General features: G+C 70.7%; 14 protein-coding genes. 5 read left to right on the top strand and 9 right to left on the bottom strand.

Going from position 1 to position 14,938, the window contains the following annotated elements:
• Positions 1–70 precede the first annotated feature (70 nt).
• Together ACZ4WS_RS23850 and ACZ4WS_RS23845 are read right to left on the bottom strand one after the other, a co-directional pair.
• Positions 71–1,147, bottom strand: coding sequence for an aspartate-semialdehyde dehydrogenase (locus ACZ4WS_RS23850; RefSeq protein WP_467983240.1), 1,077 nt, complete (start codon positions 1,145–1,147; stop codon positions 71–73).
• Positions 1,147–2,424, bottom strand: a complete 1,278-nt coding sequence (locus ACZ4WS_RS23845; protein WP_467983239.1) for an aspartate kinase — start codon at positions 2,422–2,424, stop codon at positions 1,147–1,149. The genes ACZ4WS_RS23850 and ACZ4WS_RS23845 overlap by 1 nt, the downstream gene beginning before the upstream one ends.
• A 257-nt stretch (positions 2,425–2,681) precedes the next feature.
• Here ACZ4WS_RS23845 and ACZ4WS_RS23840 point away from each other — a divergent pair, with 257 nt between their 5' ends.
• The 3 genes from ACZ4WS_RS23840 to ACZ4WS_RS23830 are packed head-to-tail and all read left to right on the top strand — an operon-like array spanning position 2,682 to position 5,253.
• On the top strand, positions 2,682–4,121 hold the full coding sequence (locus tag ACZ4WS_RS23840; protein ID WP_467983238.1) for an ATP-binding response regulator: 1,440 nt from the start codon (positions 2,682–2,684) through the stop codon (positions 4,119–4,121).
• Positions 4,108–4,515, top strand: a complete 408-nt coding sequence (locus ACZ4WS_RS23835; RefSeq protein ID WP_467983237.1) for a hypothetical protein — start codon at positions 4,108–4,110, stop codon at positions 4,513–4,515. Before ACZ4WS_RS23840 ends, ACZ4WS_RS23835 begins: the two co-directional genes overlap by 14 nt.
• A gap of 21 nt (positions 4,516–4,536) precedes the next feature.
• Complete coding sequence (locus ACZ4WS_RS23830; protein WP_467983236.1) at positions 4,537–5,253, top strand: TSUP family transporter; 717 nt, start codon at positions 4,537–4,539, stop codon at positions 5,251–5,253.
• Positions 5,254–5,320: 67 nt separating this feature from the next.
• Here the strand turns inward: ACZ4WS_RS23830 and ACZ4WS_RS23825 are convergent, their stop codons facing one another.
• The 3 genes from ACZ4WS_RS23825 to ACZ4WS_RS23815 form a co-directional block, all read right to left on the bottom strand.
• Entirely contained in the window at positions 5,321–5,980 is a 660-nt protein-coding gene (locus ACZ4WS_RS23825) for a DUF5063 domain-containing protein (RefSeq protein ID WP_467983235.1), read from the bottom strand.
• A complete protein-coding gene (recR, locus tag ACZ4WS_RS23820; protein ID WP_266400725.1) occupies positions 5,973–6,572 on the bottom strand; it encodes a recombination mediator RecR in 600 nt (199 codons plus the stop codon). The genes ACZ4WS_RS23825 and recR overlap by 8 nt, the downstream gene beginning before the upstream one ends.
• 79 nt (positions 6,573–6,651) lie before the next feature.
• On the bottom strand, positions 6,652–6,996 hold the full coding sequence (locus tag ACZ4WS_RS23815) for a YbaB/EbfC family nucleoid-associated protein (protein ID WP_362027154.1): 345 nt from the start codon (positions 6,994–6,996) through the stop codon (positions 6,652–6,654).
• Positions 6,997–7,338: 342 nt separating this feature from the next.
• On the opposite strand from ACZ4WS_RS23815, the gene ACZ4WS_RS23810 reads away from it, so the two are divergent.
• Positions 7,339–8,079: an SLATT domain-containing protein gene (locus ACZ4WS_RS23810; protein WP_467983480.1), complete on the top strand. Its 741-nt coding sequence runs from the start codon at positions 7,339–7,341 to the stop codon at positions 8,077–8,079.
• A 256-nt stretch (positions 8,080–8,335) separates the two neighbouring features.
• On the opposite strand, the gene ACZ4WS_RS23805 is transcribed toward ACZ4WS_RS23810, so the two are convergent.
• The 4 genes from ACZ4WS_RS23805 to ACZ4WS_RS23790 all read right to left on the bottom strand — a co-directional run bounded on the left by ACZ4WS_RS23805 (position 8,336) and on the right by ACZ4WS_RS23790 (position 13,368).
• Complete coding sequence (locus ACZ4WS_RS23805) at positions 8,336–9,868, bottom strand: substrate-binding domain-containing protein (protein ID WP_467983234.1); 1,533 nt, start codon at positions 9,866–9,868, stop codon at positions 8,336–8,338.
• Between the two features lie 128 nt (positions 9,869–9,996).
• Positions 9,997–12,174, bottom strand: coding sequence for a serine/threonine-protein kinase (locus tag ACZ4WS_RS23800; RefSeq protein ID WP_467983233.1), 2,178 nt, complete (start codon positions 12,172–12,174; stop codon positions 9,997–9,999).
• 79 nt (positions 12,175–12,253) lie between these two features.
• Positions 12,254–12,769 (bottom strand): MarR family winged helix-turn-helix transcriptional regulator, encoded by a 516-nt coding sequence (locus ACZ4WS_RS23795; RefSeq protein WP_467983232.1) that lies wholly within the window; start codon positions 12,767–12,769, stop codon positions 12,254–12,256.
• Entirely contained in the window at positions 12,766–13,368 is a 603-nt protein-coding gene (locus ACZ4WS_RS23790; protein ID WP_467983479.1) for a type 1 glutamine amidotransferase family protein, read from the bottom strand. The genes ACZ4WS_RS23795 and ACZ4WS_RS23790 overlap by 4 nt, the downstream gene beginning before the upstream one ends.
• A 209-nt stretch (positions 13,369–13,577) precedes the next feature.
• Here ACZ4WS_RS23790 and ACZ4WS_RS23785 point away from each other — a divergent pair, with 209 nt between their 5' ends.
• Positions 13,578–14,933: an aminotransferase class III-fold pyridoxal phosphate-dependent enzyme gene (locus ACZ4WS_RS23785; protein ID WP_467983231.1), complete on the top strand. Its 1,356-nt coding sequence runs from the start codon at positions 13,578–13,580 to the stop codon at positions 14,931–14,933.
• The last annotated feature ends 5 nt before the right edge of the window (positions 14,934–14,938 follow it).

The raw sequence follows: 14,938 nt of genomic DNA, 5'->3' as shown, positions 1-14,938 counted from the left end.
CGAGATTCCGGCTGCCGACGATCCAGGACACAGAACCTGCGCCCCCTGACGGACGCTCAGGAGGCTGAATTTACGCCCCCATGATCTCCGCCGCCACCAGCTCCGCGATCTGCGCGGTGTTCAATGCAGCACCCTTGCGCAGGTTGTCACCGCAGACAAACAGTTCGAGTGCCGTCGAATCGTCCAGCGCCCGGCGCACCCGCCCGACCCACGTCGGATCGGTGCCCACCACATCGGCGGGCGTGGGGAACTCACCGGCGGCCGGATTGTCGAACAAGACGACCCCCGGCGCGGTGGCGAGGATCTCCCGCGCCTTGGCGACGGTGACCTCGCCCTCGAAACGGGCGTGCACGGTGAGGGAGTGCGTGGTGACGACGGGGACGCGTACGCAGGTCACGGCGACGCGCAGTTCCGGGAGCCCGAGGATCTTGCGGGACTCGTTGCGCACCTTCATCTCCTCCGAGGACCAGCCGTCCTCGGCGAGGGACCCGGCCCACGGCACCACGTTCAGTGCCACCGGCTCCGGGAACGGTCCCGTGTTGTCGCCCACCGCACGGCGTACGTCACCGGGGCTGGTCCCCAGTTCCGTACCGGCGACGAGGGACAGCTGCTGGCGCAGGGTGTCCACGCCCGCGCGGCCCGCGCCGCTGACCGCCTGGTAGCTGGAGACGACCAGCTCGCGCAGTCCGAACTCGGCGTGCAGCGCGCCGAGGGCGACGATCATGGAGAGGGTCGTGCAGTTCGGGTTGGAGATGATCCCGCGCGGGCGGACGCGCGCCGCGTGCGGATTGACCTCGGGTACGACGAGGGGCACCTCCGGGTCCATCCGGAAGGCGCCGGAGTTGTCGACGACGACCGCGCCCTTGGCCGCGGCGATCGGCGCCCACTGGGCGGCCACCTCGTCCGGTACGTCGAACATGGCGACCTCGACCCCGTCGAAGGCCTCCTCCGACAGGGCCATCACCTCGACCTCCTCGCCGCGCACGGCCAGCTTGCGGCCAGCCGAGCGCGGGGAGGCGATCAGACGGATCTCGCCCCAGATGTCCGCGTGCTGGGACAGGATCTGGAGCATGACCGTGCCGACGGCTCCGGTCGCTCCCACGACCGCGAGCGTCGGACGCCCGGCGCGAGATCCGATGGGAGCCATCAGCGGCCCGTACCTCCGTAGACGACGGCCTCGTCGCTGTCGGAGTCGAGCCCGAAGGCGGTGTGCACGGCGCGCACGGCCTCGTTCACGTCGTCGGCGCGGGTGACCACCGAGATGCGGATCTCCGAGGTGGAGATCAGCTCGATGTTCACACCGGCGTCGGACAGCGCCTCGAAGAACCCGGCCGTGACACCCGGGTTCGTCTTCATGCCGGCGCCGACGAGGGAGATCTTGCCGATCTGGTCGTCGTAGCGCAGCGAGTCGAAGCCGACCGCGCCCTTGGCCTTCTCCAGGGCGTCGATGGCCTTGCGGCCCTCGGTCTTGGGGAGGGTGAAGGAGATGTCCGTGAGGCCGGTGGAGGCGGCGGACACGTTCTGCACGATCATGTCGATGTTGATCTCGGCATTGGCGATGGCGCGGAAGATGACGGCGGCCTCGCCCGGCTTGTCCGGGACGCCGACGACCGTGACCTTGGCCTCGGAGGTGTCGTGAGCGACACCGGAAATGATGGCCTGCTCCACCTTCTGGTCCCCTTGCTGAATCGGTTCGCTGCTGACCCACGTGCCCTGCAGCCCGCTGAAGGACGAGCGCACATGGATCGGGATGTTGTAACGGCGGGCGTACTCCACACAGCGGTGGAGCAGCACCTTGGAGCCGGAGGCGGCGAGCTCCAGCATGTCCTCGAAGGCGATCCAGTCGATCTTCTTCGCCTTCTTCACCACGCGCGGGTCGGCGGTGAACACGCCGTCCACGTCGGTGTAGATCTCGCACACCTCGGCGTCGAGAGCGGCCGCGAGGGCGACAGCCGTCGTGTCCGACCCGCCGCGACCGAGGGTGGTGATGTCCTTCTTGTCCTGCGAGACGCCCTGGAACCCGGCGACGATGGCGATGTTGCCCTCGTCCAGCGCCGTACGGATACGGCCCGGCGTGACGTCGATGATCCGCGCTTTGTTGTGGACCGAGTCGGTGATGACACCCGCCTGGCTACCGGTGAACGACTGGGCGCTGTGGCCCAGGTTTTTGATCGCCATCGCCAGCAGGGCCATGGAGATCCGCTCTCCGGCGGTCAGCAGCATGTCGAACTCTCGTCCGCTGGGCATCGGAGATACCTGCTCGGCGAGATCGATCAGCTCGTCCGTCGTGTCGCCCATCGCGGAAACGACCACGACCACCTGGTGGCCGTTCTTCTTCGCTTCCACGATCCGCTTGGCGACGCGCTTGATGCCCTCGGCATCGGCTACGGAGGAGCCTCCGTACTTCTGCACGACAAGGCCCACGTGCGCTCCTCGCTCAATCTGTCTCTGCACCGCACAACTGCGGTCGGCTCAGTCTAACGAGCGGCCGGATTTCCCTTCCGAAGTATCGCATCGTGAGATGTCCCGCTCACGACGTGATCACTCCGGATTGTCAGGTCAGCAGGGTCCTCCGGCCGCTCCAGAACGGCACCTGCCCGCAGACGGCACCGAACACGCCGGAAGTGGGCCGGGTCACATGCGACAGCAGTGACTTAACTTTCAAGCACTAAGGTTCACCCGTGCGCGTACTCCTGGTGGAAGACGACGAACCGGTCGCCGAATCGCTCCGGCGCGGACTGCTGCGCTACGGCTTCGAGGTCGAGTGGGTGACCACGGGCGGGGCGGCCCTCACGTACGAGGGCCCGTACGACGTCGTCCTCCTCGACCTCGGCCTGCCCGACACCGACGGCCTCGACGTCTGCAAGGCGCTGCGGGCGCGCGGCGAGATCCCGATCATCGTGATCAGCGCGCGCAGCGACGAGACGGACCGGGTGGTGGGCCTGCTGGTGGCCGTCGCGCTGACGGCCTTCACCGTGCCGGTGGCGTTCACGCTGACCTCGCAGCTGCGCGGGGACACCGAGGAGTCCGTACGGCGGGAGGCCAGGACCATGGCGCTGCTGCTGGCGGAGGGGGACGCGGTGTCGCGGGCGGCGCTGACGCGGATGTCCGCGGCGTACGCGGCCGAGACCCCCGGCACGGTGCACGTACTCCCGGCCTCCGAAGCGCCGTCGGACGGGCAGACCACGGCGCATTGGGGCGCCGGCGAGCTGAAGGTGACGGCTCCGGCGAAGCGGGACGGCCGGACGGTGGGGGCGGTCCAAGTCGCCTACCCCACATCGGACTTGACGGCACGCCTGTGGCGGATCTGGGGTTTCCGCGCGGTGCTGGCCGTGGGTGTCCTGGCGGTGGCGGCGGGCCTCGGCGCACTGGTGGCACGCCGACTCACCCGCCCCCTGCGCCAGTTGAACGACATGGCGACCCGCTTCGGCGACGGTGACCTCACCGCCCGCTCACCCGTCACCGGTCCCCCGGAGACCCAGCAACTGGCCCGCACCCTCAACTCCGGCGCGGAACGGCTCGACATCCTCGTCGACTCCCAGCGCGTCTTCGTGGCCGATGCCTCGCACCAACTCCGCACGCCTCTCACGGCGTTGCGTCTGTCGCTGGACAACATCGCGGACGGCGTCGACGACGACTTCGTACGGGAGGACGTGGAGCAGGCGACGGCCGAAGTGGTGCGGATGAGCCGTCTGGTGAACGGACTGCTGGTCCTGGCCCGGGCGGAGGCGAAGGTGACGGCGGCGGAAGCGCTGCCGCTGCGGGAGCTGGTGGAGGACCGGCTGGCCGTGTGGAGACCGGCCGCCGAGGAGCGCGGAGTCACCATCGCGCTGGAGGGGGAGCTCGACGGCCGGCCGCTGGTGCTGGCCGGCCCCGGTCACCTGGACCAGGTGCTGGACAACGTGCTCTCCAATGCCCTGGAGGTGTCCCCGGACGGTGCGACGATCACCGTACGGGTCTCGGCGGCCCCGGACATGGTGGTGCTGTCCGTCCTGGACCAGGGCCCCGGCATGTCGGACACGGACAAGGCCCGCGCTTTCGACCGCTCCTGGCGCGGTCAGGGTCTTACCGGCCGCTCTGCTGTTGACCGGCCAGATACGGCAACTCGTGGACGGTCGTGAGCAGTTGGCGGCACTGCGCGATCACGGGCGGCACGCGTCGGCCCACGCGTCCCTGTCCAGCGCCTGCTCCAGCGGGCGGGGCATCAGCTGCAAGACGTCCTCGGTGTGGCTCGACTTCACCGATGCCGCCGGGGAGCCCATCGACGAGCCGGAACCGGCGATCGACGGTTCTCTCTACGTACCCCACGGCCCCCGGGACGCCGAGAACCGCGAGGCGACGACCGTCGTCTACGACCCGCAGTACCCGGAACGGGCACAGGCCGCGGGGGCCTTGGACCAGGGGGTCCTCGATCTGGCCACCCACCACTGGATCGCGCTGACCATCGCGCTCGCCCTGCTGGGTGGGGGCATCTGCGGCGGCGTGGCCACATGGCCGCAGCGTGCGGGGCGCTGAACCGCCGTGACGGACGGGTGGATGGGCGAGCTACTGCTGGGCGGCATCGTGCTGTTGGGGTCGTCCGTGCAGTGGCTCACGGGGATGGGGTTCGCGCTGGTGGCCGTGCCCGCACTCGTGCTGGTGCTCGGGCCTGCCGAGGGCGTCGTGCTGGCCAACTGCGCCGCCGGGGCGATCAGTGTGGTCGGGCTCGCGGGCGGGTGGCGGCAGGTGCGGTTGAAGGCCATGGTGCCCCTCGTCGCAGCCTCCGCCTGCACGGTTCCCCTGGGGAGTTGGGTGGCGCGGCGGCTTCCCGAGCCTGTGCTGCTGGCCTCGATGGGGGCGCTGGTGAGCGTCGCCGTCGTGGTCGTGATGCGCGGGGTGCGGATGCCCTCGTTGCGCGGGGGCCGGGGCGCGGTGGCCGCGGGGGCCGCCGGAGGTTTCATGAACTCCGCGGCGGGGGTGGGGGGTCCGCCGGTTTCGCTGTATGCGGTCAATGCCGGGTGGACTGTGCGGGAGTTCGTACCCAACGCACAGTTCTACGGGGTGGTCGTCAACGCCATTTCCATCGCCGCCAACGGAGTTCCCCGGCTCGGCGCGTCCGTGTGGGCGCTCTCCGTAGCGGCGATGGCCGTCGGCGCCGGGATCGGGAAGGTGCTCGCGGAACGGGTACCGGAGGAGCGGGCCCGGATGCTGGTGCTGTTGCTGGCGCTCGGGGGCGGACTCAGCACGCTCGGAAAGGGCCTGTGGGGACTGTGAGTTGATTCCCCATCAGGCCACTCGATCCTGACGTACTTGCTGCTTGCCGCTGGCTGCTTGCCGCTTGCTACTTGACCGTCCGCAGGCCCAGCGGCCCCGCGATCTCCTCCGCCATCACCTTGCCCGCCTCCTCCGCGAGGGCGTCCTCGCCGAGGTCCTGGTCGATGTCGAGGCCGTCCAGCTCCTCCAGGGGCTGGTTCAGCCTCACGTGGGCCAGCACGGACTGGAGGGCGCGCAGCGCCGCAGACGCGGTGGAGCCCCAGTTGGAGAAGTAGGAGAACTGCCACCACCAGAGGGCTTCCGTGGTGCGGCCCGCGCGGTAGTGGGCCATGCCGTGGCGGAGGTCGGTGATGACGTCGGCCAGGTCGTCCGAGATGCGGGCCGGGACCGGGGCCTTGCGCGGCTCGTAGGGGTCGAAGACCTCCGAGTACACGTCGATCGGCTCCAGCATCGTCGCCAGGCGCTCGCGGAGTTCGTCCACGTCGGGCTCCGGGCCCAGGTCGGGCTCGTAGCGCTCGTCGGGGACGATGTCCTCGTGCGCGCCGAGGCGGCCGCCGGCCAGGAGGAGCTGGGAGACCTCCAGGAGCAGGAAGGGGATCGCCGAGTCCGGCTCGTCGCCCTTGGCCACCTCGGTGACGGCGACCAGGAAGCTCTCTACCTGGTCCGCGATCTGGACCACGAAGTCGTCGGGGTCCGGGCTGGTCGCGTGCAGCGTGGCGTCAGACATCTAGGAGTCGTCTCCCCTCGAAGGCGCGGCCGAGTGTGACCTCGTCCGCGTATTCCAGGTCGCCACCCACCGGGAGGCCGCTGGCCAGGCGGGTGACCTTGAGGCCCATGGGCTTGATCATGCGGGCGAGGTACGTGGCCGTGGCCTCGCCTTCCAGGTTCGGGTCCGTGGCCAGGATCAGTTCCGTGACCGTGCCGTCGGCGAGGCGCGCAAGGAGCTCCCTTATGCGCAGGTCGTCGGGCCCCACACCCTCGATCGGGCTGATCGCTCCGCCGAGGACGTGGTACTTGCCCCGGAACTCGCGGGTGCGCTCGACCGCGACGACGTCCTTCGGCTCCTCCACCACGCAGATGACCGTCAGGTCGCGGCGCGGGTCACGGCAGATGTTGCACAGCTCCTCCTGCGCGACATTGCCGCAGGTCGCGCAGAAGCGGACCTTCGCCTTGACCTCCATGAGGCACTGCGCAAGACGGCGGACGTCCGTCGGCTCGGCCTGCAGGATGTGGAAAGCGATCCGCTGCGCGCTCTTGGGACCGACGCCGGGCAGCCGCCCCAGCTCGTCGATGAGGTCCTGAACAACGCCTTCGTACAACGGACTGCCGTCCTTCCTGGAATCTTTCAGTACGTACGGTAGTTGGCACCGGCCTCTCTTAGAAAGGCGGGCCGGGGTATCAGAACGGCAGGCCGGGGATGCCGCTGCCGCCGCCGAGGCCCTGGGCGAGCGGGCCGAGCTTCTGCTGCTGGAGCGCCTGCGCGTTCTCGTTCGCCGCCTGGACGGCCGCGACGATCAGGTCGGCGAGGGTTTCCGTGTCCTCGGGGTCGACCGCCTTCGGGTCGATCACGAGGGCGCGGAGCTCTCCGGAGCCCGTCACGGTCGCCTTCACCAGACCGCCGCCCGCCTGGCCTTCGACCTCGGTGCGTGCCAGTTCTTCCTGCGCGTTCGCGAGGTCCTGCTGCATCTTCTGGGCCTGCTGGAGCAGCTGCTGCATATTGGGCTGGCCACCACCGGGAATCACCATCAGCTCCTGGTTCGTACGGCTGTCAGTACCGCTGTCAGTACGGCTGTCTGGACGGGTTTTCCCGTCCAGCACGAGCCTACGTTGTTGGGGGGTCCGTCGCCCAAGCACTCTTTCGAGTGAGTCGGTCTAGAGGCCTATACCTGATCAAGACCCTCTTCCGGGCGAAAAAGTGATGCAACCCGGGCCATCGCCACCCATTGGGCGGTAGGAAAGGTGCGGCGCTTCAGCACCACGCGTCACGTGATGTCACGCATCGTGACCAGTACCGTCACCACTGTCGTCAGTACCGTCATCAGCGTCGTCAGTACCGTCATCACCGCCGTCAGTAGGGAGTGCCGGGTGAGCCAGCCGGAGATGCAGCCCGAGGGGCCGCCCCAGGACGGGCGGGACGACGGGGCGGCAGGGCCCCGGCAGGGCGACCTGACCGGGCGGCCGTTTCCGCTCGGGGACTGGGGGGAGCCGGCGGAGCGGCTCGAGGAGCTGTACCGGTGGGTGGAGCGGGGGGCTCTCGACACGGCTTCCTGGTATCTCGCGGATCGGGTGTGGAAACGGTGGGGCGCTCGGGGGCTGCGGGGCGGGGCCGCGCTCGGGGCGGTGGCCGGGGCGGCGCTTCCGCTGCTCGATCTCGCCGGGGTGGCGGGCGGGATTGCCCCTTGGGGGTATCTGGGGCTGCTGCTCGGGGTCGCGTGCGTCGCGGGGGACCGGTTCTTCGGGGTCACTTCCGGGTGGATAAGGGATGTGGCCACCGCTCAGGCCGTGCAGCGGCGGCTTCAGGTGCTGCAGTTCGACTGGGCGTCCGAGAGTGTGCGGGAGGTGCTGGGGCCGACGGAGGGGATGGCGAGTGAAGCCGCTGAGCGGTGTCTCGGGGTGCTGCGGCGGTTCTCCGAGGACGTGACCGAGCTGGTGCGGGCCGAGACCGCGGACTGGATGGTGGAGTTCCGGACGGGGCCCGCGCCGCTGGGGATCCAGTCGTCCCTGGCCGGGGCGCCCCGGTCCGAGGGCGCGGCGCCCGGGCGGCTGCCTCTGCCGCCGGGAACCCGGCCGAACATGCCTCGGCAGCGGCCGCCAGAGCCTCGGTGAGAGCCGGTTGTTTTTCGCCCCCTCCGCGCCTACCCGTCCCGTGCCTGAGGGCTGCGCCCCCAGACCCCCCGCTATCGGCCTGAACGGGCCGCGCCCGCCGTGCCCGCCGCGCCCAGCGCCACCGCGCTCGCCGCCGTCGCGGTCAGGACCGATCTTCTGCTGGGGCGCATGTGTCCTCCCGGGGCTGACGCGAACCATTGGTACCGGACGGCTTCACCAATCGTCGTGTACGCGACAACCCGCGGGCAAGAGCCCCTCACCCGTCGCCGCAGATCTTCAGGCCCACCGGCGTCCCGCACGGCAGATGCCCGTGGGTGCGGATCACGTCCTGGCCGCTGCCGCGGCTGATGTAGGAGAGGAAACTGGAGGCGAGGGAGTCGGCGGGCGGCTGGCCGTAGGTATAGGCGTACTCGATCTCGCGGTACGGGTAGTCGCTGGTGCCGTGCTCCAGGTCCTCGACGGACGGGGTGTGGCCGTCGAGGTTCAGCTCGTGCAGGCCTTTGTAGCCGGTGGCGCTGTTGAGTTCGCTGTAGCCGATCGCGCCGGGGAGCCGGGCGACCGTGCTCAACACCTGGTCGGTGGAGTCGAGTTCGCAGCGCACGACCGGGGCCGTGGTGTCGTCCTTGTGGACGCAGTCCAGCGAGGAGTTCGCGATTTCCCCGCGGGCCAGGACCCGGCGCTGGAACACCTGCCGGGTACCGGAGTTGGCGTCCCGGCTGACGAGGAGGACGGGCCGGTCGGGGCCGCCGAGCTTCTTCCAGTTCGTGATCTCGCCGCGGTAGAGGCGGCGTACGTCGGTGAGCGAGAGGTTCTTCAGCGGGATGTCGTCGTTGACGACGAGCGCGAAGACCGAGACCGCGATCCGGTTCTCGCGCAGTCGCGGGAGGCCGCTGGTCTTGGGGCCGTCGGAGAGGGCGACGACGGGCGGGGAGCCGTTCTTGGACTTCGCTCCGGCGGCGTCGAGTTCCCGTACACCGGCCGTGCTGCCGTGCGGATCGACCGTGATGGTGGAGCCCGCGCAGTCCTCCTCGTACTTCTTGGCCAGTTCGCGCATCACGGGTTCGAAGGCGGTCGAGCCGGTGACCGTGAGCGTGCCCCGCTCGCAGCCGATCGGGGGCGGTGAGTCGTCCCGCAGGACGACGATCAGCGCGAGGGTGACGACGCACGCGGTCAGCAGCACGGTGATCAGCCGGGCGGCGCGGCTGAACAGCGGCGGCTGATCGTCCGGTGTCGTACTGCGGTTGGGGCTCACCTCGCCGTCCCGCAGCCCGCCGATCAGCCGTATCCCGCGGCCCACGTCGCCGCCCGACAGCAACACGAGCAGCTTGAAGTGCTCGCCCCGGTTGAGTGGGACGCGCGGGATGCGCAGGACGCCGTCCTCGTAGCTGAGGCCCGCGGCCGGGGTGAAGTGGTCCATGAGGTGGTCGGTGCCGGGGGGCTGGGTGACGGACACGCCCCGGATGGTGCGGTCGGTGAACACCGCGGTCAGGCCGTGCCGTTCACGGCTCGTGTAGTCGTCCCCGGCGATGCTCTGCGAGCCGTCGTTCTCGATCCGCAGCAGCACGAGGGTGGCGTCGGTCATGCCCGGCGTCTCGTCGAACAGCCCGAGCCGTACGTTCGCGCGCCCCGAGCGCACGTCGTCGCCGATCGGGTTGTCCATCTGGACCCGGTACCCGATCCGCTTGCGCCGCGGCACCCGGCGCTCGTACCAGACCATCACGGCGGACGCGGCGACACCGATCACGGCGGTCCCGACGGCCACCACGTTCTCTGCGCTCAGCCACTCCATTTCGAGCCACTCCCCCGAGCCGACGGTGCGGTCACCGTACGGCTCGGGGCGGGAACAGCCGGGATACGCCGGATGAACTTCAACACCCTTTCAAAACAAGGCAGTTGGTCGGTTCTCCCGTTGTCGCGTCAGCCGCTCTTCGTGTACGTCAGCGCCTCGCCCGAGTCCGTGTTCACGCGGCGCAGGCTGCCGTCCGAGAGGAGGGTGATCTCGGAGGCGGCGCCCGGGGAGCAGGAGGAGGCGGGTTCGCCGACGGTGACCTCGGAGGGGCCGATCTCCAGGGGGCCGCCGTCAGCCGGGGCCGCCGTCAGCGTGGCCTGGAAGACACAGTGGTACGTGCCACTGCCGGCCGGGCCGTCCGCGGTGAGCGAGAGCACCGTGTCGCCGACCTCGCCCTGCTGGATGACCAGTTGGCGGGTGTTGTGACCCGTCGCGTTGTCGATGCTCGTGTCCCAGGTGCCGAGGTACCCGTCCGGGATCGTGCCGCTCGCGGGGGACTGCGTGGTGGGCGACTCCGACGTCGGGGAGGACGGCTCCGACGTGCTCGGGCCCGGTGTCGTGGGCGCGCTGGAGCCCGGGGACGCCTTGGCGTCGCCGGTCTTGTCGCTCCCGCCGCCCTTCATCAGCGCGTACACCGATCCGCCCGCGCCGAGCGCGACGACCAGGGCCACCGCGATCAGGGCGACGGTGGAGCGGCCGCTTCTGCGGGAGGGCTCGGGGTGCGGGGCGAGCGGGCCGCCGCCCGGCCCGTACGGAGGTGCCGCGCAGCCCGGCCCGTACGGGGGCGTTGCGCTCCCCGTGCCGTACGGGGTCGTCGAACCGTGGGCGGGAGGCCCGCCCCAGCCGCTCTGCGGATAGCCGTACGCGGGGTGCGGGGCGCCCGGACCAGGGGGCTGGGGGTGCTGCTGGGGATAGCCGTAGGCCGGGTGCGGGGTGACGGGCGGGGTGGCCTGAGGGGCTGACGGAGGGGCTGCCTGGCCCGCGTCGGCACCCGTGCCCGCGATCGCCGTGGGGAGGTGGTCGAACGGGGCGGGTTGTCCCGGTGGGGGCTGGGTGGAGCCCTCCTCGGCGGGGGTGGGGGCGTGTTCCGGGGAGGCCTCGGGCGGGGCGGCGGGGCTGGGCACCGGGGCGGACGGCGGCTTGGAGAAGTCCGGAGGCAGGGGCGGGGGCGGAGTTGGGGCTGCGGCTGGGGCCGAGGGTGAGGCTGAGACCGGCGGAGGCGCGGACGGGGCGCTCGACGCGGGGGCCGTACCCGGCGCGAGAGCGGCACCCGACGGCACGGAGGCCCCATCCGGCGAGATGGGAGCCACACCCGGCGGCACAGGGGGTACACCTGGCGCCACGGGAGCCCCACCCGGCACCCCAGGCCCCGCCCCCGTCCCCTCATCCGGATTCTCCGTATCCAGCAACTGCACCGCATGCCGACCGAGTTGGGCCACCAGCGCGCTCGGCAGCCACGGGTCACGCGTCCGCCCGCCGGAGACGGTGTCCTCCGCGCCGGTGCGTTCCAGGATCTGGTCGAGGGTGGGCCGGGCGGCGGGGTTCTTGCGCAGACAGTCGCGTACGAGGTCGGCGAGGCCCTCCGGCACTCCCTCCAGGTCGGGTTCCTCCTGGGCGATGCGGAACATCATCGCGTGCACACCGCTGCCGGCCGCCCCGAAGGGAAGGGCGCCCGTGGCGGCGTACGAGAGGACCGAGCCCAGGCAGAAGATGTCGCACGCGGGTGTGACGCGGTCGCCGCGGACCTGCTCGGGGGCCATGAAACCGGGCGAGCCGACGAGCGCGCCGGTCCGGGTGAGGCCGCCTTCGGTGACGGTTTCCAGGGCGCGTGCGATCCCGAAGTCGATGACGCGGGGGCCGTCGATGGTGACGAGCACGTTCGAGGGCTTGAGGTCGCGGTGGATGAGGCCCGCGGCGTGGATGTCCTGAAGGGCGTGGGCGAGCCCGGCCGCGAGGATGCGGACGGACCGCTCGGGGAGCGCGCCGTGGTCGTGGCCGACGACGGTCTGCAGGCTGGGCCCGGCAACGTAACCGGTGGCCAGCCAAGGGATCTCGGCCTCTGTGTCGGCGTCGAGCACGGGCGCGGTCCAGTACCCGCCGACCCGTCGCGCGGCCTGCACCTCCTGGCGGAAGCGGGCCCGGAACTCCTCCTGTTCGGCGAGCTCCTGGCGGACCAGTTTGACCGCGACGGTACGTCCCCGGTCGGACCGGGCGAGATACACGTGCCCCATCCCGCCGGCACCGAGCCGCGCCAGCAGCCGATACGCCCCGATCCGCTGCGGATCCCCCGACCCCAGCTTCTCCATGGCCGCGCCCACCCTCCCCCGCACGTGTGCAACAGACCGAGGATAGTGCGGCCGTACGGGGAGGTGGATGAGGCGGTGTCTACGGTTCCGTAACAGCCCGCGCCGTTTCTGTGACGGCCGTCGTAGCGTCCGTCCCGGCGCCCGTCCCGGCGCCCGCCGCGAGGTCGTCGAGCACCGCGGAGAGCCGCTCCAGCACCCGTACGGTCTCGGCGAATCCGTCCTCACCGAGGGCCTCCGCCAGCCGGTCGGCGAGGGCCGCGTGGCCGGGACCGATCTTGGCGACGGCGGCGCGGCCGTCCTCGGTCGGGGAGAGCAGTTTGGCGCGGCGGTGGGCGGGGTTGGGGAGGTACTCCGCCAGGCCCTTCTCCACGAGCAGATCGGCGATGCGCTGCACACTCTGCCGGGTGATGCCCATGACTCGGGCGATCCCGGAGACGGGGAGAGGTTCGGGAAGTACCGCGCCGAGCACCTGCCACCAGGCGGCGGTCAGTCCGGCGGGCCGGGCCAGCTCATCGGCGACAGAAAGGAATTGGCCGTTCAGCCGGAAGACGCCGAGGGCGGTGCGGCTGAGCAGGTCCTGGCGCTCCCGGCTCACTGCCCCGCCTTCTCGAGTACGGCGTACGCCTCCGCGTCGGAGTCGTGGAACAGCCGGTACCAGGCGTCCAGCACCTCCCCCTCGTAGACACCGAGGAGCCGGAAGACCTCCCGCGCGAAGGCGACGGGTTCGGTCGGGCCCGCGGTGATCAGGTTCCCGTCGGTGACGGCGTCGGTGTCGACGTACCGCTCGCCGCCCTCGTACCCGGTGGCGGCGAGGTAGAAGGACACGGCGCTGGTGTGGGCACGGTCGTCGAGCAGGCCTTCGCGGGCGAGACCGGCGGTGGCCCCGCAGATGGCGGCCACGGGCACGCCCACGTCGAGGAATTCCCGCGCCTTGCGGGCGAATGGCGCGAGGTCGTCGCCCGTGTCCCAGAGGTCCGCGCCGGTGAGAATCAGCAGCGAGCTGTCGTCGGGGCGGACCTCGTCGAGGGCGAGGTCGGGCTGGATACGGACCCCGCCGATCGTCTTCACCGACTCCCTGGTGGGACCCACCGTCCGGATCTCGTGTCCGGCGCGGGCGAGATACGCGGTCGTGTGACCCGTCTCCCAATCGGCGAAGGTGTCGTAGACGGCGAGGTGCACCGGCTTGCGGTTCATGACGCTCACGGCGGTCATGGCGTTCATGGCTCCTCCTCGGGCAGGCCCAAGCATTATGTAAGCATGCTGTCAATTCGACAGCATGCTGTCAATTACCCTTGGAGGGCGGATCCCAGGCGACCAAGCCCGACAGACTGTCGCGGAAAGCCCCGGACCGCAGACAAGACGCCGATGTCGCGTCCACACCGTGGACATTTACGCTTCGGCGCATGACCCCTCAGCCCAACCCCCAGGTCGGCGCCGCCGTGAAGGCCGCGGACCGTGCGCACGTGTTCCACTCCTGGTCCGCGCAGGAGCTCATCGACCCGCTCGCCGTCGCCGGCGCGGAGGGGTCGTACTTCTGGGACTACGAAGGCAAGCGGTATCTGGACTTCACCAGTGGGCTCGTCTTCACCAACATCGGGTACCAGCACCCGAAGGTCGTCGCCGCGATCCAGGAGCAGGCCGCAACCCTGTCCACGTTCGCGCCCGCCTTCGCCGTCGAGGCGCGTTCGGAGGCCGCGCGGCTGATCGCCGAGCGGACCCCGGGCGACCTGGACAAGATCTTCTTCACCAACGGTGGCGCCGAGGCCGTCGAGAACGCGACGCGCATGGCCAAGCTGCACACCGGCCGTCCGAAGGTGCTCTCCGCATACCGCTCGTACCACGGTGCCACTTCCGCCGCGATCAACCTCACCGGTGACCCGCGGCGCTGGCCGAACGACAGCGGCGCGGCCGGTGTCGTCCACTTCTGGGCGCCGTTCCTCTACCGCTCGCCCTTCCACTCCGAGAGCGAGCAGCAGGAGTCCGAGCGGGCGCTTCAGCACCTCGAGGACACCATCGCCTTCGAGGGGCCGGGCACGATCGCGGCCGTCATCCTGGAGACCATCCCGGGCACGGCGGGCATCATGACGCCGCCGCCGGGCTACCTCGCGGGCGTGCGGGAGATCTGCGACCGGTACGGGATCGTCTTCATCCTGGACGAGGTCATGGCGGGCTTCGGCCGTACGGGCAAGTGGTTCGCCGCCGATCACTACGACGTGACGCCCGACCTGATGACCTTCGCCAAGGGCGTGAACTCCGGGTACGTGCCGCTGGGCGGTGTCGCGATCTCGGGCGCCATCGCGGAGACCTTCGCCCGTCGGCCCTACCCCGGCGGGCTCACCTACTCCGGGCATCCGCTGGCCTGTGCCGCCGCCGTCGCCACGATCAACGTGATGGAGGAGGAGGGCATCGTCGACCAGGCCGCCCTCATCGGCGAGACCGTCCTCGGGCCCGGGCTGCGGGACCTCGCCGAGCGCCACCCCAGTGTGGGTGAGGTGCGCGGTACGGGTGTCTTCTGGGCCCTGGAGCTGGTGAAGGACCGGGAGACGCGGGAGCCGCTGGTTCCCTACAACGCCGCCGGTGAGGCCAACGCGCCCATGGCCGCGTTCGGGGCCGCCGCCAAGGCGCGTGGCCTGTGGCCCTTCATCAACATGAACCGCACCCATGTCGTGCCGCCGTGCAACATCACTGAGGCCGAGGCCAAGGAGGGGCTGGCGGCGCTGGACGAGGCGCTGTCGGTGGCGGACGAGCACACGTTGTGACCGCG

This window comes from Streptomyces sp. NPDC029292, from assembly GCF_055569295.1.
This window is presented reverse-complemented; position numbering and strand designations above follow the sequence as displayed.

What these genes read in the sequence shown, in the direction of transcription:
- ACZ4WS_RS23785 (WP_467983231.1), top strand. Translation starts at nt 13,578, where the DNA reads ATGACCCCTCAGCCCAACCCCCAGGTCGGCGCCGCCGTGAAGGCCGCG.
- ACZ4WS_RS23830 (WP_467983236.1), top strand. Translation starts at nt 4,537, where the DNA reads ATGGGCGAGCTACTGCTGGGCGGCATCGTGCTGTTGGGGTCGTCCGTG.
- ACZ4WS_RS23790 (WP_467983479.1), bottom strand. Translation starts at nt 13,368, where the DNA reads ATGAACCGCAAGCCGGTGCACCTCGCCGTCTACGACACCTTCGCCGAT.
- ACZ4WS_RS23825 (WP_467983235.1), bottom strand. Translation starts at nt 5,980, where the DNA reads ATGTCTGACGCCACGCTGCACGCGACCAGCCCGGACCCCGACGACTTC.
- ACZ4WS_RS23805 (WP_467983234.1), bottom strand. Translation starts at nt 9,868, where the DNA reads ATGGAGTGGCTGAGCGCAGAGAACGTGGTGGCCGTCGGGACCGCCGTG.
- ACZ4WS_RS23800 (WP_467983233.1), bottom strand. Translation starts at nt 12,174, where the DNA reads ATGGAGAAGCTGGGGTCGGGGGATCCGCAGCGGATCGGGGCGTATCGG.
- ACZ4WS_RS23850 (WP_467983240.1), bottom strand. Translation starts at nt 1,147, where the DNA reads ATGGCTCCCATCGGATCTCGCGCCGGGCGTCCGACGCTCGCGGTCGTG.